25 protein-coding genes and 1 pseudogene are annotated in these 24,357 nt (G+C 69.0%); 15 read left to right on the top strand and 11 right to left on the bottom strand.

Features of this window, described 5'->3' with window-relative positions:
- The first annotated feature begins 411 nt into the window (after positions 1-411).
- The 4 genes from AWC19_RS28700 (at position 412) to AWC19_RS00185 (ending at position 2,174) form a co-directional block, all read left to right on the top strand.
- Positions 412-678, top strand: a complete 267-nt coding sequence (locus tag AWC19_RS28700; RefSeq protein ID WP_142280892.1) for a hypothetical protein — start codon at positions 412-414, stop codon at positions 676-678.
- An 11-nt stretch (positions 679-689) separates the two neighbouring features.
- A complete protein-coding gene (locus AWC19_RS00200; protein WP_085076108.1) occupies positions 690-983 on the top strand; it encodes a hypothetical protein in 294 nt (97 codons plus the stop codon).
- A 364-nt stretch (positions 984-1,347) separates the two neighbouring features.
- On the top strand, positions 1,348-1,611 hold the full coding sequence (locus tag AWC19_RS00195; protein WP_085076107.1) for a hypothetical protein: 264 nt from the start codon (positions 1,348-1,350) through the stop codon (positions 1,609-1,611).
- Positions 1,612-1,955: 344 nt separating this feature from the next.
- Positions 1,956-2,174 carry a hypothetical protein gene (locus AWC19_RS00185; protein WP_085076105.1) on the top strand — a complete coding sequence of 73 codons (219 nt, stop codon included), beginning with the start codon at positions 1,956-1,958 and terminating at the stop codon, positions 2,172-2,174.
- 42 nt (positions 2,175-2,216) lie between these two features.
- Here the strand turns inward: AWC19_RS00185 and AWC19_RS00180 are convergent, their stop codons facing one another.
- Positions 2,217-2,627 carry a F420-dependent biliverdin reductase gene (locus AWC19_RS00180; RefSeq protein WP_085076104.1) on the bottom strand — a complete coding sequence of 137 codons (411 nt, stop codon included), beginning with the start codon at positions 2,625-2,627 and terminating at the stop codon, positions 2,217-2,219.
- A 35-nt stretch (positions 2,628-2,662) separates the two neighbouring features.
- Here AWC19_RS00180 and dprE2 point away from each other — a divergent pair, with 35 nt between their 5' ends.
- From dprE2 to AWC19_RS00160, 4 genes are read left to right on the top strand one after another with little or no spacing between them, the layout of a single operon-like run.
- Positions 2,663-3,412: a decaprenylphospho-beta-D-erythro-pentofuranosid-2-ulose 2-reductase gene (gene dprE2, locus AWC19_RS00175; protein WP_085076103.1), complete on the top strand. Its 750-nt coding sequence runs from the start codon at positions 2,663-2,665 to the stop codon at positions 3,410-3,412.
- Positions 3,413-3,461: 49 nt separating this feature from the next.
- Positions 3,462-4,634, top strand: a complete 1,173-nt coding sequence (cbiE, locus tag AWC19_RS00170) for a precorrin-6y C5,15-methyltransferase (decarboxylating) subunit CbiE (protein ID WP_085076102.1) — start codon at positions 3,462-3,464, stop codon at positions 4,632-4,634.
- Positions 4,631-5,386, top strand: a complete 756-nt coding sequence (gene cobM / locus AWC19_RS00165; RefSeq protein WP_085076101.1) for a precorrin-4 C(11)-methyltransferase — start codon at positions 4,631-4,633, stop codon at positions 5,384-5,386. The genes cbiE and cobM overlap by 4 nt, the downstream gene beginning before the upstream one ends.
- Positions 5,386-6,111, top strand: coding sequence for a cobalt-precorrin-6A reductase (locus AWC19_RS00160; RefSeq protein WP_085076100.1), 726 nt, complete (start codon positions 5,386-5,388; stop codon positions 6,109-6,111). The genes cobM and AWC19_RS00160 overlap by 1 nt, the downstream gene beginning before the upstream one ends.
- Here the strand turns inward: AWC19_RS00160 and sigC are convergent.
- Both sigC and AWC19_RS30210 read right to left on the bottom strand, forming a co-directional pair.
- Positions 6,108-6,662: an RNA polymerase sigma factor SigC gene (gene sigC / locus AWC19_RS30215; protein ID WP_245848611.1), complete on the bottom strand. Its 555-nt coding sequence runs from the start codon at positions 6,660-6,662 to the stop codon at positions 6,108-6,110. The genes AWC19_RS00160 and sigC overlap by 4 nt on opposite strands.
- Before the next feature lie 129 nt (positions 6,663-6,791).
- A pseudogene (locus AWC19_RS30210) lies at positions 6,792-7,469 on the bottom strand (DUF2275 domain-containing protein); the annotation flags it as partial.
- Positions 7,470-7,653: 184 nt separating this feature from the next.
- On the opposite strand from AWC19_RS30210, the gene AWC19_RS00150 reads away from it, so the two are divergent.
- Together AWC19_RS00150 and AWC19_RS00145 are read left to right on the top strand one after the other, a co-directional pair.
- Entirely contained in the window at positions 7,654-9,249 is a 1,596-nt protein-coding gene (locus AWC19_RS00150) for a PPE family protein (RefSeq protein ID WP_085076099.1), read from the top strand.
- A 43-nt stretch (positions 9,250-9,292) separates the two neighbouring features.
- Positions 9,293-9,919 (top strand): flavodoxin family protein, encoded by a 627-nt coding sequence (locus AWC19_RS00145; protein WP_085076109.1) that lies wholly within the window; start codon positions 9,293-9,295, stop codon positions 9,917-9,919.
- 1 nt (position 9,920) lies between these two features.
- Here AWC19_RS00145 and AWC19_RS00140 read toward each other — a convergent pair whose 3' ends face one another.
- From AWC19_RS00140 to cobG, 3 genes are read right to left on the bottom strand one after another with little or no spacing between them, the layout of a single operon-like run.
- Positions 9,921-11,396, bottom strand: coding sequence for a precorrin-2 C(20)-methyltransferase (locus AWC19_RS00140; RefSeq protein WP_085076098.1), 1,476 nt, complete (start codon positions 11,394-11,396; stop codon positions 9,921-9,923).
- A complete protein-coding gene (locus tag AWC19_RS00135; RefSeq protein ID WP_085076097.1) occupies positions 11,393-12,019 on the bottom strand; it encodes a precorrin-8X methylmutase in 627 nt (208 codons plus the stop codon). Before AWC19_RS00135 ends, AWC19_RS00140 begins: the two co-directional genes overlap by 4 nt.
- Before the next feature lie 4 nt (positions 12,020-12,023).
- Positions 12,024-13,136 carry a precorrin-3B synthase gene (cobG, locus tag AWC19_RS00130; protein ID WP_085076096.1) on the bottom strand — a complete coding sequence of 371 codons (1,113 nt, stop codon included), beginning with the start codon at positions 13,134-13,136 and terminating at the stop codon, positions 12,024-12,026.
- A gap of 162 nt (positions 13,137-13,298) precedes the next feature.
- On the opposite strand from cobG, the gene AWC19_RS00125 reads away from it, so the two are divergent.
- Genes AWC19_RS00125 through cobN form a run of 3 tightly spaced genes read left to right on the top strand, consistent with a single transcriptional unit; the run spans position 13,299 to position 18,166 of the window.
- Entirely contained in the window at positions 13,299-13,904 is a 606-nt protein-coding gene (locus AWC19_RS00125) for an FAD-dependent monooxygenase family protein (protein ID WP_142280891.1), read from the top strand.
- A complete protein-coding gene (locus AWC19_RS00120; protein ID WP_169718055.1) occupies positions 13,901-14,587 on the top strand; it encodes an alpha/beta hydrolase family protein in 687 nt (228 codons plus the stop codon). Before AWC19_RS00125 ends, AWC19_RS00120 begins: the two co-directional genes overlap by 4 nt.
- Before the next feature lie 3 nt (positions 14,588-14,590).
- Complete coding sequence (cobN, locus tag AWC19_RS00115) at positions 14,591-18,166, top strand: cobaltochelatase subunit CobN (RefSeq protein WP_085076093.1); 3,576 nt, start codon at positions 14,591-14,593, stop codon at positions 18,164-18,166.
- Between the two features lie 32 nt (positions 18,167-18,198).
- Here cobN and AWC19_RS00110 read toward each other — a convergent pair whose 3' ends face one another.
- From AWC19_RS00110 to AWC19_RS00095, 4 genes are read right to left on the bottom strand one after another with little or no spacing between them, the layout of a single operon-like run.
- Entirely contained in the window at positions 18,199-19,002 is an 804-nt protein-coding gene (locus AWC19_RS00110; protein ID WP_085076092.1) for an SDR family NAD(P)-dependent oxidoreductase, read from the bottom strand.
- 31 nt (positions 19,003-19,033) lie between these two features.
- On the bottom strand, positions 19,034-19,672 hold the full coding sequence (locus AWC19_RS00105) for a TetR/AcrR family transcriptional regulator (protein ID WP_264072592.1): 639 nt from the start codon (positions 19,670-19,672) through the stop codon (positions 19,034-19,036).
- A 4-nt stretch (positions 19,673-19,676) separates the two neighbouring features.
- Complete coding sequence (locus tag AWC19_RS00100; RefSeq protein ID WP_085076090.1) at positions 19,677-20,822, bottom strand: sulfotransferase family protein; 1,146 nt, start codon at positions 20,820-20,822, stop codon at positions 19,677-19,679.
- Positions 20,819-22,051: a DUF1214 domain-containing protein gene (locus tag AWC19_RS00095; RefSeq protein ID WP_085076089.1), complete on the bottom strand. Its 1,233-nt coding sequence runs from the start codon at positions 22,049-22,051 to the stop codon at positions 20,819-20,821. Before AWC19_RS00095 ends, AWC19_RS00100 begins: the two co-directional genes overlap by 4 nt.
- Positions 22,052-22,181: 130 nt before the next feature.
- Between AWC19_RS00095 and AWC19_RS00090 the strand changes: the two genes are divergently transcribed.
- Together AWC19_RS00090 and AWC19_RS00085 are read left to right on the top strand one after the other, a co-directional pair.
- Entirely contained in the window at positions 22,182-22,568 is a 387-nt protein-coding gene (locus AWC19_RS00090) for a PPOX class F420-dependent oxidoreductase (protein ID WP_085076088.1), read from the top strand.
- A gap of 5 nt (positions 22,569-22,573) precedes the next feature.
- A complete protein-coding gene (locus AWC19_RS00085) occupies positions 22,574-23,428 on the top strand; it encodes a type 1 glutamine amidotransferase domain-containing protein (protein WP_085076087.1) in 855 nt (284 codons plus the stop codon).
- Positions 23,429-23,495: 67 nt separating this feature from the next.
- Here AWC19_RS00085 and AWC19_RS00080 read toward each other — a convergent pair whose 3' ends face one another.
- Positions 23,496-24,203, bottom strand: coding sequence for a dienelactone hydrolase family protein (locus tag AWC19_RS00080; RefSeq protein WP_085076086.1), 708 nt, complete (start codon positions 24,201-24,203; stop codon positions 23,496-23,498).
- Positions 24,204-24,357: the final 154 nt, after the last annotated feature.

Genomic DNA, 24,357 nt, shown 5'->3' with positions numbered 1-24,357 from the left:
GGCCACGGAGGCTCTGCGGGAGGACCGCCGGGCGGAAAGCCACCGCATGGTGGCGCTCCGCGTGGGGCCGGTGGCGGTGCTCCACCGCGTGGGGACGATCCGTCCGAACGACCAGGCGATGGCACGCCCCTGAATCCTGGTCGCGGTGGTTCTGGCGAGTCCTCGAAACCGAGTGACCGCTCACCGGACGACCAGCAAAGCCATCAGCCCGATGGCGTCAGCGGCGGGGAGACGCATGGCGACGATGTCGTAGAGCCGTACCCCCTCCCAGCGCCCGAACTTGTTACGCCCCCTCGAGACGGCGCCTTTTTTTGGTCCGGACGAACGTCCGAAGGTCTCGGAATTGGGCCTACGTCAGCGGGGGGCAATGGCGCGGCGGATCTATACGCAGCGTCGCACAATGGAACAACGTTGGAAGGGTTGCTGGAGCGAAATGGTGTGAAACCGCCAAAGTGGAGCTTCGATGACCCCGCGGCAGAACAATGGTGGTCGCAAGTTTCAGGAATGTACGCTGAGAATACCCAAGGTGAGGTTCACGCAGTTATTGGCTCAAATCTTCGTCCGGGCAATGTATGGGAGACAATCGAGCTTAAAAGACTTATAGAAAATCCGAATGTCACTAAGATCGTGATTATTGATCCCGAGACAGGTGGCGAAACGACGATCTTCGAGCGCTAAGGAGCAAAGTTATGGAGCCGGACACCCTCAACGCCGCAGTAGTATTAGCCATTAAAGACACCGCTGTTCCACATATCGATATGCAAAAATTGTCGGAAGTTTTCGGAGCTGAGAAGGCCGGGGTATTAAGCTCACGGATTTCTGGGCTGATACGTGAGGCTGTCAACATGCCGATAGAGTGGGGGAACATGACGCTGAAGGAAGGAGTCGAGGATATCTTGCTTCGATTTCACGAAAAGCATCCAGAGCTTTCACCTGAAGCGCTACATGAAATTGGCCGATGCGTCGGTTGGAACCTTCGTTAGCTGAGAACGGGTTTACTGGCCGTGGAGCTGCACATGTCGATGCGTATCGCAAATATCGGTTCTCGTGAAACCCAAAAGCTTTCCGCGAGTATCGATGAGTTTTCGACGAGATTGTTTTAAGAAAGCGGTATTCGGACACGTGTTGGAAAAGTATCGAGTCCTTGGCGGGAGCAACTTTTGAATGAATTTGAGTTCAGACGAACCGATCAGTCGAATAGTTGCTCTTTCTGATGAAGAACTCGAAACTATGCTGATGGATGGGATTGTAGCGACGGCATGAGCATTACGAACGATTTTCGATCTTCTCGCCGCGCCACGCGCGAGAAGCTCGAGGTTAATCGGTGACCGCGTATAAAGGTGGCGTATGTGCTTGAGCGACAAATTCGTGTCAATTGACGAAAGGTATTCGTTCGGCATCGAATCGAAGCCCGGCCGCTGCTATGTGTCGATTCCCGTAAGAGATGGTATCGTCGAATACGAAGAATGTTACGAGATCACCGAAGACGAAAATACCAAGTTGCTACATGACGAGGCGGCAGCAGTGGCTTTCGTCGAAGCTTGTCGCAGGCGAGAGCATGACGACCTGCTCGTGCAAAGACCAGGAAGTGAGGGCGGAACTCCCGTGTAGCAAGCCACATTATAGATAGCCACCACTTTCGCACCAAAGAGTTGCGCTATATCCAGAGGGAAAGGAAAGAGGACTCCTGACGTGCCCAAGGAGATTGCTGGCAAAATCTTTTTGAACGCTGAAGAGGCGGACGTCATGCCGCCGTCGGGGGCAAAGATTGCCCGCGCGCGGAAAGCTCTGGATGAGTTTCAGAAAAAGGTAGATGCCGTGGCCGAAGAAGATCGGCCCACGGAGATCTCGCCAAAGTTTTGGGATGATGTATCTGGCACTGAGCATGACCCTCAGCGGAGGAGTAGCAGGCCGGGGTAAGATACTCTTACGCCGATAAATATAGGAGCGAACTAGTGGCGGAGCGCATTGCAGGTAAGATCTTTTCTACACCGGAAGAGGCTGGCGTTACTCCACCGACCGGAGAAGAGTTAGCGGCCGCTCGAAAAGCGTTTGACGAATTTCAGCAAGAGATAAATGCCGTGGCTCCGGAAGACCGCGTCAAAGAAGTGTCCCCGAAGTTTTGGGACGACACCTCAGGCACCGAGTACGAAGACTGGGACCAATGCCGTTAGGCGGCGACCAGATCGGCGTTGGCCTGAACCGACCGGGAAGATCTACTCGCCCCGATCAAGCAAATCCGACGACCCGAGCACCCGCTCCACCTGCACCTCGATGACCACCCGTCGCGGGTTGGGCCGGGGAGTCCGATACCGCTGGGCGTAGCGCAGCTCGGCATCCCTGACGGCGTCGGCGTCACAGTTCACCTTCGAGCGGCCCTCCAGCGACAGCCACCGTGCGCCGTCGACCTGGCTGAGCACGGCCACCCCGGCGCGGTCGGCGTTCACGGCCTTCTGCGACCCGCCGGTGGTGATGACCCGCGCGATGTGGGTCTTGGGATCGAACGTGAAGCCCACGGCCACCACATGTGGGGAGTTGTCGGCCCGCAGCGTGGTCAGCATCGCCAAATGCCGTTCCGACAGGAATGCCAACGCATCGTCGGTGAGCCGGGTAGTGGTATTCGCCATCACCGCCCACGCTAGCGCAGGTCATAATCGCAGCCGTGGACGACACGGGCGCCGGTCCGGTGCTAATCCTGGGCGGCCGCAGCGAAATCGGCATCGAACTGGCGCGGCGGCTGGCCCCCGGCGCGACGGTGGTGCTCGCCGCGCGCAAGGCCGACCAACTCGACGACGAGGTCGCCACCCTGAGAGCCGCCGGCGCGGGCGCGGTGCACACCAAGGAGTTCGACGCCGACGACCTGGCCTCGCACGGCCCGCTGGTCGCCGAGGTCGTCGCCGAACACGGACCCATCGACGTCGCGGTGCTGGCCTTCGGCATCCTCGGCGACCAGGCCCGCGCCGAGGACGACGCCGCCCATGCGGTGGCCATCGTGCAGACCGACTACGTCGACCAGGTCAGCATGCTCACCCACCTGGCCGCCCAGATGCGGAAAGCCGGCCGCGGCTCGCTGGTGGTGTTCTCCTCGGTCGCCGGGGTTCGGGTGCGCCGCGCCAACTACGTCTACGGCTCGGCCAAGGCCGGCCTCGACGGCTTCGCCAGCGGACTGGCCGACGCGCTGCACGGCACGGGGGTGCATCTGCTGATCGCCCGCCCGGGATTCGTCGTCGGACGGATGACCGAAGGAATGCGGCCCGCGCCGCTGTCCAGCACCCCCGAGCAAGTGGCCGCCGCGACCGCGCGTGCCCTGGCCAAAGGGCGCCGCACCGTCTGGATCCCGTGGTCGCTGCGGCCGATGTTCTTCGTGATGCGGCTGCTGCCGCAGTTCGTCTGGCGCAGGATGCCGCGATGATCCGCGCCGGTGGCGACGTAACGCGAAGCGGCGACGAGGCGCGGCGCCGATGATCGTCGTGGTTGGAATCGGCGCCGACGGCATGCCCGGCCTTGCCGAAGCATCGCGCGCCGAACTACGAAGGGCCACAGTCATTTACGGGTCCAAGCGACAACTCGACCTGCTCGACGACACCGTGGCGGCCCCCCGCCGCGAATGGCCGTCACCGATGCTGCCCGCGCTGCAAACCCTGCTCGACGGCCACGCCGAGGACATCCACGTCGTCGCCAGCGGCGACCCGTTGCTGCACGGCATCGGCGGCACGCTCATCCGGCTGCACGGCCACGACCGGGTCAGGGTGCTGCCGCACGTGTCCTCGGTGACCCTGGCCTGCGCGCGGATGGGCTGGAACGTCCACGACACCGAGGTGATCAGCCTGGTCACCGCCCAGCCGCACACCGCTGTACGGCGCGGCGGGCAGGCGATCGTGCTGTCGCACAACCGATCCACGCCGCGGGCACTCGCAATGGAACTCGGCCGCTCGCGGCGCGGAGAATCCGAGTTCACGGTGCTCGAACAGCTGGGCGGGCCGGCCGAACGCCGCCGTGACGGCACCGCCCGCCAGTGGGCCAACGACCCGCCTTTCGACGTCGACGACCTCAACGTGATCGCCGTTCGCTACCTGCCCGACGAACGCGGGATTCCATTGCGCGACGGCGATTTCCTCCATGACGGCCAGATCACCAAGCACGGGATACGGGCGGTGACGCTGGCGGCGCTGGCGCCGCGTCCCGGGCAAAGGTTGTGGGACGTCGGGGCGGGTTCGGGCAGCGTCGCCGTCGAGTGGTGCCGGAGCTGGCCGGGTTGCACGGCGGTGGCCTTCGAACGCAACCGAGAGCGCCGGAAGAACATCGCGATGAACGCCGGGTTGCTCGGCGCCGACGTCGACGTTCGGGGCGAGGCGCCGGCAGCTTTCGAGGGCGCCGGGCCGCCGTCGGCGATCTTCATCGGCGGTGGCCTGACCCAGGCCGGCCTGCTCGACGCGTGCCTCGACCACCTGCCGGCCGGGTCACGGCTGGTCGCCAACGCGGTCACGGCCGAGTCGGAAGCCGTTCTCGCGCAGTCGTACTCGCGCTACGGCGGGGATCTGCAACGCTTCCAGCACTACCAGGCCGAGCCCCTCGGCGGATTCACCGGGTGGCGCCCGCAGATGCCGATCACCCAGTGGACGATGACGAAATGACGGTCTACTTCATCGGCGCGGGCCCCGGCGCCGCCGACCTCATCACCGTCCGCGGCCAACGGCTCCTGCAGCGCTGCCAGACGTGCCTCTACGCGGGCTCCATCATGCCCGACGACCTGCTGTCGCTGTGCCCGCCGGACACGAAAATCGTTGACACCGGCCCCTTGACGCTCGAACAAATCATCACCGAACTCTCCGACGCCGCCGCCGCGGGCCACGACGTCGCGCGGCTGCACTCCGGCGACCCGTCCCTCTACAGCGCGCTCGCCGAGCAGTGCCGGCGACTCGACGCGCTGGGCATCGACTACGAAATCGTGCCGGGCGTGCCGGCTTTCGCGGCCGCCGCGGCCGCACTCAAACGCGAGCTCACCGTCCCCGGGGTGGCCCAGACCGTCACGCTGACCAGGGTCGCGACCCTGTCCACAGCCATGCCGCCCGGCGAAGACCTCACGACGCTCGCGCGATCGGGCGCCACCCTCGTCCTGCACCTGGCCGCAGCCCAGATCGACGCCATCGTCCCGCGACTCCTCGAAGGTGGCTACCGGCCCGAAACACCCACCGCCGTCGTTGCTTTCGCGAGCTGGCCGCGGCAAAGCGTGCTGCGCGGCACGCTGGCGAACATCGCCGCCCAGATGCACGGCGCCAACATCACCAAGACCGCCGTGATCATCGTCGGCGACGTGCTGGCCCCCGAGGGATTCGCCGACAGCTACCTCTACTCGGCCGGGCGCACCCGCGGGAGCGGGCACTGATGCGCGTCCTGCTGCTCGGCGGCACCGCTGAGGCCCGCGCGCTGGCGAAAGCCTTGCACCCGCAAGTCGATATCATCAGCTCGCTGGCCGGCCGGGTGCCCGACCCGGCCCTTCCGGTGGGGCCGGTGCGCATCGGCGGCTTCGGCGGCGTCGACGGGTTGCGGCGCTGGCTGCTCGACGAACACATCGACGCCGTCGTCGACGCCACCCATCCGTTCGCGGCGACGATGACCGCCAACGCCGCACGAGTCTGCGCCGAAATGCGGATGCCGCATCTGGTGCTGGCGCGGCCCTCATGGGATCCCGGCGGCGCCACCCTCGTCCGGTCCGATGCCGAGGCCGCGGAAACCGTTGCGCGGCAAGGCTACCGGCGGGTCTTTCTCACCACCGGCCGCTCCGGTGTCAAGGCCTTCGCCGACGGCGAGGCCTGGTTTCTGATCCGCGCCGTCACCGAGCCCGACAAAGCCATGCTGCCGCGCCGGCACCAGCTGCTGCTGTCGCGCGGCCCGTATCGCTACGACGACGAGCTGGCGCTGCTGCGGGAGCATCGCATCGACGCCCTCGTGACCAAGAACAGCGGCGGCGACATGACCCGCGCCAAGCTGGACGCCGCCGCCGCCCTGGGCGTCGCGGTGGTGATGGTCCAGCGACCACAGCTGCCGAAAGGCGTCACCGCGGTGGGCAGCGTCCAAGAGGCCGCGAAATGGGTTAGGGCACTAGGCTAACCGGTCAGCTCATCGCGCTCGGCGTCCGCCATCAGCGCGTCGCGGGCGCGGGCCACCCGCGACCGGATGGTTCCCACCGGGCAGCCGCACACCGCGGCGGCGTCGGCGTAGGGCAGCCCGAGCAACTGGGTCAGCAGCAACGCCTCCCGCTGCTCGGCGGTGAGGGCGGCGATCATCGTGGTCACCTCGACCAGGTCTTCGAAGCCGCGGGCGTGGCGGCCGGCGCTCAGCACGCGCTCGGGATCGGCGCCCGACGCGGTGCGCGGCCGCGACTGCACGTGGCGGATGTGGTCGGCGACGACGCGGCGCGCGATGGACAACAGCCAGGTGCGGGCGCTGGACCGCCCGGAGAACCGCTCGATCGCCCCGATGGCCCGCAGGTAGGTTTCCTGGGTCAGGTCATCGGCGTTGCCCGCGTCGCTCAGGTAGGCCACAAACCGCCAGACGTCTTGCTGGGTGGCCTTGATGAACGCCTCGAGCGCTCGCGAGTTCCCGCGCGCGGCTGCCAGGGCGAGATCGGTGACGGCCTCGTCGTCCGATGACGCGGTCATGAGCAACCACCTTAGTTGCGCGGGCCGGGACAGTCTACGACCGGTCGTCGTAGAGGCCGACAGCGGGCCGGCGGCCGAGCGGCCGATCGGCCACAGGTGGCCGCGTCGCCGAACGGCGGCCGACTCCGACGGCCAGGCGGCCTCGGCGTCGGCGTCGGGGGCGTCCGAGGCGCCCGACCGCCCCGCCCCCACCCGTTCCCGCGCCACCAGCAACGCGAACACCAGGCCCAACAGCAGGGGCATGTGGCTGGCGATCCGCGTCGCGGTCACCTCGCTCGCCAACGCGTCCGCGACTACATAACCCAGCAGCGCAACCGAATACACCCCGGTGATCGCCGCCACCCCGATCGCGGTCGCGGGCCACACGCCGGCGGCGGCCATCGCCAGGCCCAGCGCCAGCAACCACGCGGTGGACTCGTGCATCAGGTGCTCGCCCGACATCGCACCGTGCATGTGGGTCGACACCATGCCGAAATCGATCCCGGCGATCTGGGCGGCCGCGATGGCCACCTGAAACATCCCGACGGCGATCAGGCCCCCACGCCGGTAACGCGACCGCAGCCAGCGCATCGAGCGACGGTAGGCGGGGGACTGCTCGCCGATGCGGGTCATGATCTTTTCGACGAGATCCGGCGCCTCGCCGGGTTCGAACGAGGCCAGCCGGCGGGTCTGCACGGCCGCGCCGATCAGCCAGGCGCGGCACCGGCGGCACGATTCCAAATGGGCATCGACCTGCTGCGCGAGCACATTCGGACGCTCGCCGTCCAACCGCGCAGAAAGCGCCTCCCGCGCAACGTCACACCGCATCCCTGCATCGTTGCGCATGGCCCGTCTGCGCGCAAAGGGCTCGACGAATACAGATCGCTGGAACCAACTGGAACCAACCGGTGCCCCGAACCGACCACTGAGGGAACGCACCGCCAGCCCGACTTTGTATGACGCTCACCGAAGGGGTGTTTGTGTCCCTGCACGCTTGCGAAGGCCGCCGCCGATGACCGCCCCCGTCTGGATGGCGTTGCCGCCCGAGGTGCACTCGACATTGCTCAGCGGCGGCCCAGGTCCGGGGCCGCTGCTTGCCGCCGCGGCGGCGTGGACGTCTCTGAGCACCGAATATGGTGCCGCCGCAGACGAACTCCTCGCGCTGCTCGGCGCCGCCCAAAGCGCGTGGGACGGCCCCACGGCCGAACGCTACGTGGCCGCGCACGCCCCCTATCTGAGCTGGCTGCTGGAGACCGCCGCCAAGAGCGCGGTCGCGGCCACCCTGCACGAGACGGCCGCCGGCGCCTACACCACCGCGCTGGCCGCCATGCCCACGCTGGCCGAGCTCGCCACCAACCACGCGGTGCACGCGGCGCTGGTAGCGACCAACTTCTTCGGCATCAACACCATCCCGATCTCCCTGAACGAAGCCGACTACGCGCGCATGTGGGTGCAGGCGGCCGCGACCATGACCACCTATCAGGCCGTCACCGAATCGTCCCTCGCGGCGGTCCCCACTACCGCCCCCGCCCCACAGGTCGTCGCCCCGGGAGGGGAGGCGGCCGGTGCCGCGCAGGCGGGCGCCGCGGCCCCGGCCGCGATGGCGCGCGCCACCCTGAACCAGGCGGATGCCTCGGCCGCTCAACAGCAAGCCGCCATGTCGTGGCAGGACCAGCTGACCGCCTGGGAAAACGAGCTCGCCTATTACATTCAGCAGTACACCAGCAACTTCGCGTGGCCGGTGTCCAAGGACCTCAACCCCGCCGGGTGGCCCATTCCCGCCGTCCCATTCGCCAACGGGCTCAGCTCGACGCTGATGCAAATCCCCGGAATGTCACCCACTCTGGCCAGCGCCCTCGCCTGGGCCACCTTCCACACGTTGATGATCTTCTGGCCCTTCGGGCAGCAGGCGGTTCAGCTGGCCGTGTCGCTCGCCCCGGCCCTGCTCGCCGTTCCAGCCGTCGGCGCCGCGGGTCTGGGTGCCGGCGCCGCCGCGGCGGCCGGCGTCGCGGTGCCCGTCTCCGTGCCCGCCGCCGTGGCGGCGACCGCGCCGGTAGGTGCGGTGCCGGCAGCGGGAGCGCCGGGCGGCGCGCCGGTGAGCGCCACCGCCGCAACCACGGTGTCCAGCGCCTCGTCCGCCAGCCCGGCGCCCGCGATCGGCGGGGGACCGGCCGCGGCCGGACCGGGGGTCGGCTTCGGTCCGACGGCCGCGCCGGGCCTCGGCGCGGGCCTGTCGGACGCCCTGTACGCCGTGGGGCTCTCGGGGTTGTCCGCCCGCCGCAGCGCGAGCAGCCGCGCGCGCCGCAAGTCCGAGGAACCCGAGCCCGACGACGCCGAGGCCGAAGCGCCCGCGACGGCGGCCGGCGGCGAGCGGGCGCGGCGCCGTCGCCGCCGGGCCGCTTCGGCCAAGGACCACGCCCACCGCTACGAGTACATGGACGTGAAAGCGTCCGTCTCGGCTGCGGGTCCGCTCGGATTCGCCGGTGCCGCAACGCGATCCGGAGTGCCGGAGGCGGCCGGGTTGACGACGCTGGCCGGCGGTGGGCTCGGCGACGGGCCGGCCCTGCCGATGCTGCCCAGCAGCTGGGGCGGCGAGCCGCCGCCGTAATCGAGTCCGTTTGCCGGCGCGGCGTGCGGGTATGTGGGCAACCATGACCTCCGCGACACAGCAGCGGCTGCGCGCCATCGCCCTGGTGTGCACGTTGAAGAAGGGCCCCGCAACGTCGAGCAGCGACCTGATGGCCGATCAGGTGCTCGAGCAGCTGCGCAGCTTCGGGGTCGACGGCGAGAAGTTCCGCTGCGTCGACCTGAACCTGCTGCCGGGCACGGAGGCCGACATGGGCCCGGGCGACGACTGGCCGGCGGTGCTCGAAAAGATCCGGGCCGCAGACATCGTCGTGGTCTCCACGCCGACCTGGGTGGGCCACATGTCCAGCGTCGCGCAGCGTGTCCTGGAGCGGCTGGACGCCGAGTTGTCCGAGGAGGACGACGCCGGGCGGCCCAGCATGGTCGGCAAAGTGGCGCTGGCCGCCGTCGTGGGCAACGAGGACGGCGCCCACAAGATCGTCGCCGACCTCTTCCAAGGGCTCAACGACATCGGCTTCTCCATTCCGGCGCAGGGCTGCACCTACTGGAACGGCGAGGCCATGCAGGGCGGTGATTTCAAGGACCTCGACGAGGTGCCGGACGCGATCGCCACGACCACCAAATCCGCGGCCCGCAACGCCGCGCACCTCGCCGGGACGCTGCGGCAAAACCCCTACCCGCCCTACAAGTGATCTAGGCGGGGTAACGCCGGGGTGTGAACACCCTGTCACCGAAATCGTCTGCGTACCACTGGGTTTGCGACGATCCCACGATCAGCAGGCAGCGCATGTCGACCTGGGCGGGGTCGAGATCGGCCAACCGCACCACGCGCACGTCCTCGTCGGGGCCCGAGACGTTGCGGCCGATCACCACCGGGGTGCCGGGCTCGCGATGGGCCAGCAACACGTCGCGCATGGCCCCGACCTGCCACGTCCGCGACTTCGACGCGGGGTTGTAGATCGCCAGCACCAGATCGGCGGCGGCCGCCGCGGCCAGCCTCGCCGAAATCACCTCCCACGGCTTGAGCCGGTCCGACAACGAGATGACCGCGTAGTCGTGACCCAGGGGAGCGCCGACCCGGCTGGCGACGGCCTGCGCGGCCGTCATCGCCGGGATGACCCGGACCCGCACGCCCGGCCACTGCTTTGCCTCTTCCAGGACGGCGGTCGCCATCGCGAAGACCCCGGGATCGCCCGACGACACCACCGCGACGGTCCGGCCCCGCTCGGCCAGGGAGCAGGCCAGCCGGGCCCGCGCGGGCTCGTCGGTGTTGCCGCTGGGGTGGCGCCGCTGGCCCTCGCGCACCGGTACGCGTTCCAAATAGCCGCCATAGCCGATCAGGTCCGTCGCGGCGGCCAGCTCGCGACGGCTCTGCGGCGTCATCCAGTCGCCGTCGCCCGGCCCCAACCCGACCACCGCGACGGTGCCGGCCCGCGACTCCGCGCGCTGCCGGCCGCCGGGCACCATCGCCAGCGAGAAGTACGGCACGCCGGCCTCGTCGACCTCGGCGGCGGGCAGGATGCGCTGCCCCGGCGTGCTGGCCCGCTCGACATAGAACGCGTCGTCGAGCTGGCCGGACGCCGAAAGGGCTTCGCGGACAGCGTGATAGGAGCGGCCGAGTTTGAGCACCACCGCGGCGTCGGCGTCGGCGAGGCGGCGCGTCAGCTCGCCGACGGGCAGCGTGCCCGGCAGCACCGACAGCACTTCGTCGCCGGCCACCAGCGGCGTCGCGATGGCCGCCGACGCGGCGCTGACCGACGTGACACCCGGCACGATGACGGCGTCGAACCGCCGCGTCAGCCGGGTGTGCAAATGCATGTAGGAGCTGTAGAACAGCGGGTCGCCCTCGGCGAGCAGCGCCACGTCGCGGCCGGCGTCGAGGTGTCCGGCGATGCGCCCGGTGGCGTCGGCATAAAAGTCTTCCAGCGCGCCGGCGTAGCCGCCGGGGTGGTCGGTGGCCTCGGTGGTCACGGGGTACACCAGGTGCTCCTCGATCTGGCCGGGGCGCAGGTATGGCTGGGCGATGCCGCGCGCGATGCTGCGGCCGTGCCGGGCGCTGTGGTAGGCCACCACGTCGGCCTCGCCGATCACCCGGGCGGCCTTGACCGTCACCAGTTCCGGGTCGCCGGGCCCCAATCCCACCCCAAAGAGGGTGCCGCGCTTGGTCATTCGGTGTCGCTCGCGATCGCGTTGACGGCGGCGGCGGCCATGGCGCTGCCGCCGCGCCGGCCGCGCACGACCAGGTAGGACATCCCGCGAGGGCGCTCGATGAGCTCCCGCTTGGACTGCGCCGACCCGACGAATCCGACCGGCCCACCGAGCACGGCGGCCGGCGGGGCGGCCCCCTCGTCGATCAGCTCCAGCAGCCGAAACAGCGCGGTGGGGGCGTTCCCGATCGCCAGCACCGCGCCGGCGAGCCGGTCGGCCCACAGCTCTACCCCGGCGGCCGAGCGGGTGGTGTGCCGGCGCGCGGCCAACTCGGCGGCGCGCGCGTCGGCGACCAGCGACACGACCTCGTTGCCGGCGGGCAGCCGCGCCGCGGTGATCCCGGCCGCCACCATCGACGAGTCACACAACACCGGAGCACCGGCGCGCAGGGCGGCGCTGCCGCGCACCACCACGTCGTCGGTGTAGGCGACGTGCTCGGCGACATCGACCTGGCCGCAGGTGTGGATCAGCCGCACCACCACCCGGGCGACGTCGTCGGGGAATCGCGTCAGGTCGGCTTCGGCGCGAATGGCCGCGAACGACCGCCGATAGATTTCGGCCGCGTCGCGGATGTAATCGAGCACCCGCTCACCTTAAGGGCCGGTCACGCAGCAGCCGATAGCCCCGTCCGTCGGCCACCAGCACCTCACCGGCGGGCGGGCTGCCGCAGGCGCGTTCGCAGCCGACGAAATGACGGTGCACCGTGGAATTCGGCCGCAACGACAGCGCCGCGTCCGCCCGCACGTCGGCCGCCGCGTGGGCGCACCCCGGGCTGCCGGTGCAGGCGCTGACGCTCAGCCATGGGGAGTTCTCGTCGAACACCAGGCCCAGCGGCGCCAGCACGCGCAGCGCGACGTCCGCCACCTCCTCGCTGAGATCGCACACCAGCACCGAACGCCACGGCGTGATCACCAACGGTGCCTCGATCGCGGCGAGATACTCGGCGACGCGCGCCGGCAGCACGCCCAGCGGCACGGCGGCGCCCAGCGCGACCCGGCCATCCCGCTGGGCGATCCAGCCCACCGGCGGCTTGGTGACGGGCGGGAACGTCGTCGCGCTCGGTTCCACGCCGGGCACCAGCGCCGCCACGTCGGGCAATTCGTTGACGCGCCAAGCATTTCCGCGGATTTCGACGAACCGCGCGGCGATGCCGACCAGCGACTCGGCAACGTCCCCCGACGCTAGCCGCACGCCGGTGTCGCGTCCCGACAACAAAAGCGCCACACCGTCATCCATCACGTGCGCGCCGGCGTCGGCGCCGAGCCCGGAGACGTCGGAGCGGCCGTCGTCGAGGCTGAACAAGAACCGGCCGCCCAGTTCGGTCAGCCTCGGATCGGCGCAGATCGCCGCGTCCAGCTCGCCCACCCACGCCCGGATGTCGGCGCGGCCGCCGACCCGGCCGGACAGTGGCGACGCCACGATGTTGCGCACCCGCTCGTGCGTCGGCGACGGCAACAGCCCGGCCTGTGCGAGCGCCTCGCCAGCCGCCGCCACATCATCGACGCCGCGCAATTGCACGTTGCCGCGGGCGGTCAGCTCCAGCGTCCCGCCGCCGTGTTCGCCCGCGACGCGCGCCAGCGTCGCCAGCTGCGCCGCGGTGATCGCGCCGCCGGGCAGCCGGACCCGCAGCAGGGGGCCGTCGGCGGCCTGGTGCACCTGCAGCGCGCCCGGGCAGGCGTCGGTGTCGCGGGCCCTGACCATCCACCCACGGTACGGCTTGGCGCGGCTTCGATTCGAGTAGCTGACTACACTGGGCTCCCCCGCTCCCGGAACCGACCCTGCGGGCAGTCCGATTCCGGCAGGCAGGGGTGCGCGGTGGTGCACCATCGCGTGCGGTCGAACCGCTGGCGGCGCTATGACAGGATGCGCCGCACGCCCGAGGGCCTGCTGGTCGTCGGTGACGCGGTGGCCAGCTTCAACCCGATCTACGGCCGGGGCATGACGGTCGCGGCGATCGAGGCGATGGTGTTGCGGGACTGCCTCATTCGCGGGGACCGTGGCCTGCCGCGGCGCTTCCTCCGGGCGTCCGCCAGGTGGATCCGGGTGGCGTGGCAGACCGCGGTCGGCTCCGATCTGGCGCTTCCCGAGGTCGACGGACCGCGGCCGCTGTCGATGCGGCTCAGCAAGGCGTTTTTGGAGGGGGTGCCGACGGCGGTCGAGGCCGACCCCGTCGTCGCAGGGCAGTTCATGCGGGTGATCGGGATGGCCGACCCACCGGCGCGCTTGCCGCGGCCGTCGATCCTGCGTCGCGTCATGCGCATCTCTACGAGTTCGCCGACGGCAAGGTCGTCAAGGCCCACTCGTACGGGGACACCGCCATGCAGCAGCGCATCTTCGGAAGCAAGCGGGTGGCGGCGGGCTAGCCGGGCCGATACCGCGCCGAGCGTGCCGTCGTTTGCGGGATCCAGACTGCAGGATTTCGGCCGGGTGCACGCTCGGCGCGGGCTTCGGGCACACTCGTGGCCGTGAGGACGGTCCAGTACGCCCCGGGACGCGCGGCCGATGTCTTCGGCGATTCGAGTCGACCGACGGTCTTGCTGTGGCACGGCATGCAGACCGACGCCCGCGCCGCCGTCGGCCCGCTCGCGGGCATGCTCGCCGACCGCGGCGCGGCGGTGGTGGCGCCGGACTGGAATTCCCGCGCCGACGACGGCGGCCGCGGCGATTTGTTGGGGTCGCTCGACTTCGCCCGCAACTTCGCCGGCCAAGCCGCCGAAGCCGCCGGCATCGTGCTGGTCGGGTGGTCCATGGGAGGGTGCGCCGCGGCGGGCCTGACGCTCGACGCGGAACGCTTCGGCGTCGCCATCGCGCACACGGTCTGCCTGGCCGGCGCCTTCATGGTCCCCGATCCCATCTCCGGTCGCCGGCCGGCCGACATGCTGTCCGCTTCGCGCGTCGGTGCGCCTTTTACCCTGCTGCACGGCCTCGCCGACGACTCCGTGCCGGTGCAAGCCGGTCGGGAGTTCGCCGCCGGCCTGCGCCGGGTCGGCTGGCCGGTGGAGCTCGTGGAGCTCGACGCCGATCACGGGTCGATCGCCGGCGCCGACTACGACGCCGGCGCCGACCGCTACGAGCCGGCCACGGGCGGCCGGGCGCTAAAGGTCGCCGCCGAGGTCGCCGACCGCATCGCGGCGACGCTGCGGTACGAATGACGGGTGGCTGAGCCGACCGTCCTGCTGCTGTCGACGTCCGACACGGACCTGATCAGCGCGCGTTACAGCGGCAAGAACTATCGGTGGGCCAACCCGTCGAGGCTGTCCGAGGAGGAATTGCCGGACCTGCTCGCCGGCGCGTCCATCGTGGTGGTGCGCATCCTCGGCGGCTACCGCGCGTGGCAGGGCGGCATCGACACGGTGATCGCCAGCGGGCTGCCGACGGTGCTGGTCAGCGGCGAACAGGCCGCCGACGCCGAGCTGACCGGCCTGTCCACCCTGGCCGCGGGCATCGCCGTGCAGGCCCACATCTACCTCGCGCACGGCGGCGTGGAAAACCTGCGCCAGCTGCACGCGTTCCTCTCCGACACCGTGCTGATGACCGGCTTCGGCTTCAGCCCGCCGGTGGTGACGCCGACCTGGGGCGAGCTTCAGCGGCCGCACGCCAGGGCCGCGGACGGCCCGACCATCGCGGTGCTCTACTACCGCGCCCAGCAGCTGGCCGGCAACACCGCCTACGTCGAATCGCTGTGCCGGGCCGTTGAAGACGCCGGCGGGCGAGCGCTGCCCGTCTACTGCGCCTCGCTGCGCACCGCCGAACCCGAACTGCTGCAACGGCTTGGCGACGCCGACGCCATGGTGGTCACGGTGCTGGCCGCCGGAGGGCTGCGGCCGGCGACCGTGGGAGCCGGCGGTGACGACGACAGCTGGAACGTCGAACACCTTGCCGCGCTGGACATCCCGATCCTGCAAGGCCTGTGCCTGACCAGCCCGCGCGACCAATGGCGCGACAACGACGACGGCCTCAGCCCGCTCGACGTGGCCAGCCAGGTCGCGGTGCCCGAGTTCGACGGCCGCATCATCACGGTCCCGTTCTCCTTCAAGGAGATCGACGACGACGGGCTGATCTCCTATGTCGCCGACCCGGAACGCTGCGCGCGGGTCGCGGGGCTCGCCATCCGGCACGCGCGGCTGCGGCACGTCGCGCCGCCCGAGAAGCGGGTGGCCCTGGTGTTTTCGGCCTATCCCACCAAGCACGCCCGCATCGGCAACGCGGTCGGCCTGGACACCCCGGCCAGCGCCGTCGCGCTGTTGCGGGCGATGCGCGAACACGGCTACCGCGTGGGCGACCTGCCCGGCGTGGAAGCCGGCGACGGCGACGCGCTGATCCACGCGCTGATCGGACGCGGCGGGCAAGACCCCGACTGGCTGACCGACGGGCAGCTGGCCGGCAACCCGATCCGGGTGTCGGCCAAGGACTACCGCGCCTGGTTCGCGACCCTGCCCGCCGAATTCGCCGACGCGGTGCAGGCCCACTGGGGCCCGCCGCCCGGCGACCTGTTCGTCGACCGCACGGCAGACCCAGACGGCGAAATCGTCATCGCCGCAATTCAATCCGAGAACCTGGTGCTGATGGTGCAGCCGCCACGGGGCTTCGGCGAGAATCCGGTCGCCATCTATCACGACCCGGACCTGCCGCCGAGCCACCACTACCTGGCCGCCTACCACTGGCTCGACGCCGGCTTCGGCGCCGACGCGGTCGTGCACCTGGGCAAGCACGGCAACCTGGAATGGCTGCCGGGCAAGACGCTGGGCATGTCGGCGGCCTGCGCGCCCGACGCCGCGCTGGGCAACCTGCCGATGATCTACCCGTTCCTGGTCAACGACCCAGGCGAGGGCACCCAGGCCAAGCGGCGGGCCCACGCCGTGCTCGTCGACCACCTGATCCCGCCGATGGCGCGGGCCGAAACCTACGGCGACATCGCGCGTCTGGAGCAGCTGCTCGACGAGCACGCCAACGTGGCCGCCCTGGACCCCGGCAAGCTACCCGCTATCCGCCAGCAGATCTGGACGCTGATCCGGGCGGCCAAGATGGATTACGATCTGGGGCTGACCGAACGGCCCCCCGAGGACGCGTTCGACGACATGATCCTGCACGTCGACGGGTGGCTGTGCGAGATCAAGGATGTCCAGATCCGCGACGGGCTGCACATCCTCGGCCAAAGGCCAACGGGGGAGGCCGAACTCGACCTGGTGCTGGCCATCCTGCGGGCCCGGCAGTTGTTCGGCGGCGAGCAGGTTCTCCCCGGACTGCGCCAGGCGCTGGGCCTTACCGAGGACGGCACCGACGAACGGTCCTCGGTCGACGAGGCCGAGGGCGCGGCCCGCCGGCTTGTTGGTGCGCTGCAGGCCGCCGGCTGGGACCCGGACGCCGTCGACGGCATCACCGACGATCCCGGCGTCGCGGCGGTGCTGCGATTCGCGGCCAGCGAGGTGGTGCCCCGGCTGGCCGGCAGCGCGGCCGAAATCGGCCAGGTGTTACGGGCGCTGGACGGTCACTTCATCCCCGCCGGGCCGTCCGGGTCGCCGCTGCGCGGGCTGGTCAACGTGCTGCCCACCGGGCGCAACTTCTACTCCGTTGACCCCAAGGCGGTGCCGTCCCGGCTGGCCTGGGAAGCCGGTGTGGCACTGGCGGATTCGCTGCTGGCCCGCTACCGCGGCGACCACGGCCAGTGGCCGCGGTCGGTCGGTCTGTCGGTCTGGGGCACGTCGGCGATGCGCACGGCGGGGGACGACATCGCCGAAGTCCTTGCGCTGCTGGGCGTTCGGCCGGTGTGGGACGACGCGTCGCGGCGCGTCGTCGGCCTGACGCCGATTCCGCTGGCCGAGCTGGGCCGGCCGCGCATCGACGTCACCGTGCGAATCTCGGGGTTTTTCCGCGACGCCTTCCCGCACGTCGTCACCATGCTCGACGACGCGGTCCGGCTGGTGGCCGACCTCGACGAGCCGGAGCACGACAACTACGTGCGCGCGCACGCGCAGGCCGACCTCGCCCAGCACGGCGATCAAAGACGCTCGACCACAAGGATTTTCGGATCGAAGCCCGGGACTTACGGCGCCGGGCTGCTGCAGCTGATCGACAGCCGCAACTGGCGCGACGACGCCGACCTGGCGCAGGTGTACACCGCCTGGGGCGGGTTCGCCTACGGGCGCGACCTGGACGGCCGCGAGGCGGTCGACGACATGAACCGCCAATATCGGCGCATCGCGGTCGCCGCCAAGAACACCGACACGCGCGAACACGACATCGCCGACTCCGACGACTACTTCCAGTACCACGGCGGCATGGTGGCCACGGTGCGGGCGCTGACCGGGCAGGCGCCGGCGGCCTATATCGGTGACAACACCCGGCCGGACGCGATCCGCACCCGCACGCTGTCGGAGGAGACGACCCGCGTGTTTCGCGCCCGGGTGGTCAACCCGCGCTGGATGGCCGCGATGCGCCGGCACGGCTACAAGGGCGCGTTCGAGATGGCCGCGACTGTCGACTATCTGTTCGGCTACGACGCCACCGCGGGTGTGATGGCCGACTGGATGTACGAGCAGCTGACCGAGCGCTACGTGCTCGACGACGAAAACCGCAAGTTCATGGCGGAATCCAACCCGTGGGCGCTGCACGGCATGGCCGAACGGCTCCTGGAGGCCGCCGGGCGCGGCATGTGGGCCGAGCCGAGCCCGGAAACGCTCGACGGGCTGCGCCGGGCGCTGCTGGAAACCGAGGGCGACCTGGAGGGTTGAGCTCCCTGCTCGCCGAGCTCGCCGGCAGCCCGTCAGATGAAGTCCGATCCGCCGTCCACGTTGACCGTAGCGCCGGTGACGTAACCGTTTCGCCGCGATGCCAGGTAGGCGGTAATGGAGGCGACCTCTTCGGGAAGTCCGGCGCGGCCGAGGTCGCAGGGCTGGTGAAAGTTGTTGTCGATCCACGTCATGACGTCGACCGGATTGGTGGCGTCGAGGCCATCGGCGGCGAGGATGTCTTTGAGTACTTCGGTGAAGCTCGCGGTCACGATGGTCCCGGGACACACGCAATTAGCCAGAATTCCGTCTTTGGCAAGGCTTTTGGATAAGTTCTTGGTGATGCTGGCCAATGCCGCCTTCGAGGCGGTGTACGCGACGATGCGCGGGTTCTGCCGCTGAATCGAGTGCGCCGACAGCGTCACGATGCGGGCCCAGTCCGCGGAGCGCAGCAATGGCAGCGCGGAGCGGATCGATCGCACGGCCGACATCGTGCCGAGTGCAAAGGCGTCGTTCCATTGAGCGTCGTCCATCTGCTCGAAATAGCCGTCGCCCGGTCCTATCGTGTGGACGAGGCTATTGATTCGTCCCCAACGCTCGGAGATCGCTGCGAAGCCATCGGCGATGGATTCGGCATCGGCCATGTCCACGCTGATGCCCAGGGCATCCGGTGCGCCCGCCTCGCGCAGTGATGTCACAGCGGCATCGAGCGCTCCTCGTCCTCTGGCCATCACCGCCACGCTGGCTCCTTCGGCCGCAAGGGTTTCGGCGATAGCCAGACCCATGCCCTTGCTGCCGCCCGTGACCACGGCCGTTGATCCCGCGAAGCCCAGGTCCATGCGTGTCTCCCTCAGGTTTGTGTGCGGTTGGCTAAACCTGGGCGATCGCTTTTGCCGTCACGCCCAGCCCGCCCAAGCAGAAACGAAGCGCGCGTTGGCGCACGCTGTCGCGGTCGCAATCGCCGGTCGCCCATTGCCGCTCGATGGCGGCCCACACCACGGCGTGGATGGCCTGTGCGTCCGTTACAGGATCGATGTGACGGAACACTCGGTTCTCCAGGCCGCGCCGAAGCGCCTCGCTCAGCGGCTTGAGCAACTGCTCGTACGCCGGCTGGACGAGCTTGGGGGAGGCGAACATCTGCGATTGGGCCTCCAGCGACACGCGGCGCAGGTCGGATTTGATGTTGTCGTCGAACGCCAAGTCGAGTCGTCCCTCGATCCACGCCGCCACGGCGCCGATTTCCGTGGTAGCAGAGGCCATTCGTCGTCGTAGCCGCCGTTCCTCCACTCGCGCCATTTCAAGGAAGAGTGCGGCCACCAGCGCATCCTTGGAGTCGAAATGCCGGTAGAACGCGCGGGTACCCAACGACGCGCGTTCCAGAACCGCCGCGATGCTGATGCCTCGAACGCCGTGCTCCCGCAGGGTTGCTGACGCGGCGGCCAAGATAGCGCGGCGCACCGTTGGGTCTGGCGGCATCTTGCCGCGTCGGCGCGTGCGAGGAGCGTCCACGGGGTCAGGCCGTCGCGTCGTAGGCGACGAGGTAGTCCGCAAATCGCTCACGAACGCCTTCGGGAGTCAGGCCGTAGTCGGCCAGCTCGTAGTCGTGGGTACCGCGCGAGCCCGGTCGATGTTCTTGAGCCCATCGCGTCACCGCACGCAATGTGGCATCGGTAAAGGTCAAACCCAAGGTCTCGTAACTGGTTTGCAGGGTGCCGACCGGATCAGTCTGCAAGTCGGCGAAGGACACATCGGCGAATCGGTCATCGCCCACGCGGTGACGGAAATCCATTGCCCTCCGAACACCTTCGACCCAGCTGTCGAGCTGCTCGGCGCCAAGCTCCCTGGCGTCGTTACGGTCGCTGCTCCAGCTGCGCACGTACTGGATGAGGCTGCACACCGAGCCCATCACCTTGGCCGGGTCGCGGTGGCTCCACAGGAATTTGGCGTTCGGGTAGGCCTCGACGAGCGCGTCGAGAGCGAACATGTGCACGGGTGTCTTCAGGTGCCACAGAACCGGTGGGCAACGCCATTGCAGGAGCTTAAGCACCCGCCGGTGAAACGTGTACGTCTCGCGCATGTCGCAATCCATCAGCCACGCCAGGTATCCCGGGGCACGGACGGCGCCGTTGAAGTGGAAAGTACGAAAGCTCATCCCCATCAGGTCCTGGCATTCGGTCGCGGCTGTCGGCTCTGAGTTGTGCATCGTTTTCATCAGCGGGAACATGTCGTTGAGCATTTTCAGGCCGGCCTCGGCCTGCGCGATCCGGGGATCACTATGCTCGGTCGCCGTCTCCGGTGGTGGGGTCGGTGCCTGGGATTCCCACATGCGCAACGACCGGAACTGGGGGTCGGCGGCCACCAGTTGGCTCAGCGCGGTGGTCCCGGTGCGGGGTAAACCGATGACGAAGACGGGCCCGCCAACCACCTGGTCGTCGATCTCGGGGTGCTGGGCGTAGGCGTCCTCGATCTTCAGGCGTTGGATCAGCGCATTGCTGATGGTGGCGTGCTGGATGACGCGGCCCATGTCGTTGAGGTCGGCCTCGTTGTTCAGCGCTTCGACGATGCGTTCGAGACCCTCCCGATAGTAGGGCGAACCGAAATCATCGAGACCGGTTGCGGTGCAAGCAGCTTCCTCTAGCTCGTCGGCGTCGAAGGTCATCTTCCGAACCTTTCGCGCACGGCGCGGCGGCGCGCCGCGAGGATGGACGTCCTCTCTTCGGGCGTGACCATCGCGGTGTCCAAAGGCAATTCCGCCCGCAGATCGCCGACGGACACGACTCGCGTCGTCGGCGTCGGCGCCGTTTTGGTGCGCACACAGCGCAGGATGATGGGACCGTTGCTGTGGCCGGCGGTGTCAAGCCAATTCGCGACCCCGGGATCCTCGGCGCACAGCACCACGCGGACGCGGCCGTCGGAATCCACCGCCGCCTGATGGGCGTTCAGGCTGGATTGGTGGCGCCCGTAGTGGATGGTTTCCCACCACGGGTTGCCGATGGAAAAGCTCCAGTAAATCCCTTCCGGCGGTTCCACTTCGACGATGAGCGCCTCGTTGGGGCGCAGCTCCCACCGGCCGATCACCGGCCTGTTTTCCGCGGCGGCTCCGATATCGGTGCGGTCGATGGGCGGCAGGAACCCGTTCGACGGGGCCGCCGCACCGAACTGCAGAAAGAATGCCAAGTTGTCCTGGACGAAGTCGCCGAGGGCGACCAGTTGCCTCGTGACCGCCTGGTCCGCATCGACCGGGCGGCCGATGGCCTCCACCGCGCGGCCGAGCCGCTCAATGCGGAGCGACGATGCCACCTCCGTGTCCCAGTCGTAGAAGAAGTGCCGCACCGTCAACGTGGGATGCTCGCCTTCTATACGCATCCAATTGCCCGTTCGCCCCGCCTGTTTAGTGGCTGACAGCACCACCTCGAAGTTTCCGTCGGCATCCACCTCGAGTTCGTCGACCAGTTCGTTCGCCGTTGCCGTGATGCCGTTCATCGTCTGCAGCCCGACGTAGCGAGCGGTGCCACGATTGCCGAACAGGCGGTAACTTTCCCCGCCGCGCAGCACGGCACGGGTGTAAATGCAGTCCGGGCACTCCATTCCCCAGGTCACGACGTCATCGGTACTGGTGCGTTGCACAGCCAGGGCCGGATCCGGATCGAACCGCAACACCTCGTCGATGCCCGCGGTGAGCAGCACCAGCAGATGCCGGATTCCCGCGGCGAGGTCGACTCGGTTTCGGCTCGCCGACTCGGTTTCCACGATCCGTGCGGCGCCGCGGAGCCGGTCCAGGAGGTAGGACCACGCCTGGGCCAGGTCGACGTCGCCGATGTCCGCCGATAGCGCCGCTTCGGCAATCGAGAACGGCAACCACGCCAACGGCTTCGCCGGGTCGCTCATGTGCCCCTGCCTAGGTGGTGCAATCGGAGTCCTTAAATGAAAACCGCGTTTACGGTTAACGCTGGATGACTATCGCAGCTGCGGGATGCGATTGTCAACGTTGTGTCTGCTAGCGGGGTAGGTTGACACCGTGACGCCCACGTTCGCCGACCTCGCCAAGGCGCAGTACATCCTGCTGACCACCTTCACCAAGGACGGAAGGCCGAAGCCGGTGCCCATCTGGGCCGCCGCCGACGGCGACCGGCTGCTCGTCATCACCGGGGCGAAATCGTGGAAGGTCAAGCGGATCCGCCACACGCCCCGGGTGACGCTGGCCACCTGCACCATGCGCGGCCGCCCCACCAGCGAGGCCGTCGAGGGCACCGCGGCCATCCTCGATCAGTCGGAAACCGCCGCCGTCTACGACGCGATCGGCCGGCGCTACGGCATCGTGGGCAAGGTCTTCAATTTCGCCAGCAAGCTGCGCGGGGGCATGCAGAACAACGTCGGCCTCGAGCTGAAAGTGGCCTCAAGCTAGAACAAATGGGCACCGTGCTGATCCCTATCCCGGATCGCGACTTCGACCCGACCGAGGTCGCCGTCAGCTGGCGCGTGCTCACCGGGGAGGGACATCGGGTGGTCTTCGCCACCGAAAGCGGCGCCCCGGGCGTCGCCGACGACATCATGGTCACCGGTCGCGGTCTGGACGTCTGGTCCGCGCTGCCGGTGGTGGGCGCCGTGCCGCTCCTCGGGCTGGCGCTGCGGGCCAATAAGGACGGCCGCGGCGCGTATCGGGACATGGTGGCATCGGCCGAATACCGGCAGCCGGTCGCCTGGTCGCGGGCCGGGCTCGACGGCATCGATGCGCTGCTGCTGCCGGGCGGCCACCGCGCCCGCGGCATGCGCGGCTACGTCGACAGCGGCATCCTGCAGCGGCTCGTCGTGGACGCCTTCGCGCGGGGGCTGGTCGTGGCCGCGATCTGTCACGGCGTGCTGCTCGCCGCGCGCAGCGTCGACCCCGCCACCGGTCGTTCGGTGCTGTACGGGCGCAAGACCACCGCGCTGACCTGGGCGATGGAACGCACCGCCTGGAATCTGACCCGCCTCACCCGATTCTGGGATCGCAACTACTACCGCACCTACACCGAGCAGCCCGATCTGCCCGCCGGGTACATGTCGGTGCAGTCGGAAGTCACTCGCGCCCTTGCGGATCCGGCCGATTTCCGCGACGTGGAACGCGGCTCGCCGCACCGCTGGCTCAGGTCATCGGGAATGGTGCGTGACACCGCCACCGACCCGCGCGCGGCCTTCGTCGTCGACGACGGCAACTACGTGTCGGCGCGCTGGCCCGGCGACACGCACACCTTCGCGAGCGTCGTATCGCGGAAGCTGAAGTGAGGCAGCGGGTTTCAGTGCTGCGTCAGGATCCCGTAGCGCTGCCACATTGGTACAGGCTATCGAGCCGCTACGTCGCCGGCCCGGCTGTCAAATGTTCGGCGAAGAAGGCGAAGACGCGGCCCCAGGCGTCGTCGGTGGCGGCCCGGTCGTAGCCGAAACCCGCGATGCGAAGCAGCGGTTGGGCGGGAAGCGTGTTGGCGAAGCAGTGCCCGACACCGGGGTAGACCTTGATGTCGGTGGGGATCTTCTTGGCGGCGGTCACTTCGCGCAGTTTGTCCGGCGCGCCCTTGCCCAGCGGGTCGCGGCCGCCGAAGCTCGCCACGATCGGGCACGCCCCTTCCAGCGTCCGCTCGATGTTGCCGGGCAACGGAACGCCGTAGAAGGGGGCGGAGGCGCCAAAACCCTTGGGCGACATGACGAGTGCAAACCGGCCGCCCATGCAGAAGCCGGCGATGCCGACGCGGCCCGAGCACTCCGGCATCGCCCGCAGGTGGTCGCGGGCGGCCAGGATGTCGTCGAGGGCGCGGCCCCATTGCGTCATCAGCTCGCGCATGACCCGCGTGATGCAGCGGACGCGGCCGCCCCGGGCATACAGGTTCGGGGTGATGGCGACGAAGCCGGCGTGGGCGACGCGCTCGTTGATCGCCTCCTTGTCCCGCCGGTAGCCGACCGCGTCGTGGATGACCACCACCCCGGGCCACGGTCCCGGCCCCGAAGGAAGGTCCAGCAGCGCATCGATCCGTCCTTCGGATGTGTCGATCTGAATCGTCGTCATAGCGTCATCTAACTGCAGCCGCGTCGTAGCCCACCGGGGAACTCGGCCGCGGTCCGCGAACGTTGCCGTGACATGTTGCCCTACCTTTCGGACTGTCGGTTGATGGTTCGGGCCAGGAGTGCGGGATGATCAGCCGGTGCTGGTGAGGCAGGTA

Origin of the sequence: Mycobacterium palustre (assembly GCF_002101785.1) — a bacterium.
Taxonomy (GTDB): domain Bacteria; phylum Actinomycetota; class Actinomycetes; order Mycobacteriales; family Mycobacteriaceae; genus Mycobacterium; species Mycobacterium palustre.
Note: the sequence above shows the minus strand (reverse complement) of the source record. Positions and strands in the feature narration are given on the sequence as shown.

What these genes read in the sequence shown, in the direction of transcription:
- AWC19_RS00200 (WP_085076108.1), top strand. Translation starts at nt 690, where the DNA reads ATGGAGCCGGACACCCTCAACGCCGCAGTAGTATTAGCCATTAAAGAC.
- AWC19_RS00195 (WP_085076107.1), top strand. Translation starts at nt 1,348, where the DNA reads ATGTGCTTGAGCGACAAATTCGTGTCAATTGACGAAAGGTATTCGTTC.
- AWC19_RS00180 (WP_085076104.1), bottom strand. Translation starts at nt 2,627, where the DNA reads ATGGCGAATACCACTACCCGGCTCACCGACGATGCGTTGGCATTCCTG.
- cbiE (WP_085076102.1), top strand. Translation starts at nt 3,462, where the DNA reads ATGATCGTCGTGGTTGGAATCGGCGCCGACGGCATGCCCGGCCTTGCC.
- cobM (WP_085076101.1), top strand. Translation starts at nt 4,631, where the DNA reads ATGACGGTCTACTTCATCGGCGCGGGCCCCGGCGCCGCCGACCTCATC.
- AWC19_RS00160 (WP_085076100.1), top strand. Translation starts at nt 5,386, where the DNA reads ATGCGCGTCCTGCTGCTCGGCGGCACCGCTGAGGCCCGCGCGCTGGCG.
- sigC (WP_245848611.1), bottom strand. Translation starts at nt 6,662, where the DNA reads ATGACCGCGTCATCGGACGACGAGGCCGTCACCGATCTCGCCCTGGCA.
- AWC19_RS00150 (WP_085076099.1), top strand. Translation starts at nt 7,654, where the DNA reads ATGACCGCCCCCGTCTGGATGGCGTTGCCGCCCGAGGTGCACTCGACA.
- AWC19_RS00145 (WP_085076109.1), top strand. Translation starts at nt 9,293, where the DNA reads ATGACCTCCGCGACACAGCAGCGGCTGCGCGCCATCGCCCTGGTGTGC.
- AWC19_RS00140 (WP_085076098.1), bottom strand. Translation starts at nt 11,396, where the DNA reads ATGACCAAGCGCGGCACCCTCTTTGGGGTGGGATTGGGGCCCGGCGAC.
- cobG (WP_085076096.1), bottom strand. Translation starts at nt 13,136, where the DNA reads ATGGTCAGGGCCCGCGACACCGACGCCTGCCCGGGCGCGCTGCAGGTG.
- AWC19_RS00125 (WP_142280891.1), top strand. Translation starts at nt 13,299, where the DNA reads ATGCGCCGCACGCCCGAGGGCCTGCTGGTCGTCGGTGACGCGGTGGCC.
- AWC19_RS00110 (WP_085076092.1), bottom strand. Translation starts at nt 19,002, where the DNA reads ATGGACCTGGGCTTCGCGGGATCAACGGCCGTGGTCACGGGCGGCAGC.
- AWC19_RS00100 (WP_085076090.1), bottom strand. Translation starts at nt 20,822, where the DNA reads ATGACCTTCGACGCCGACGAGCTAGAGGAAGCTGCTTGCACCGCAACC.
- AWC19_RS00095 (WP_085076089.1), bottom strand. Translation starts at nt 22,051, where the DNA reads ATGAGCGACCCGGCGAAGCCGTTGGCGTGGTTGCCGTTCTCGATTGCC.
- AWC19_RS00085 (WP_085076087.1), top strand. Translation starts at nt 22,574, where the DNA reads ATGGGCACCGTGCTGATCCCTATCCCGGATCGCGACTTCGACCCGACC.
- AWC19_RS00080 (WP_085076086.1), bottom strand. Translation starts at nt 24,203, where the DNA reads ATGACGACGATTCAGATCGACACATCCGAAGGACGGATCGATGCGCTG.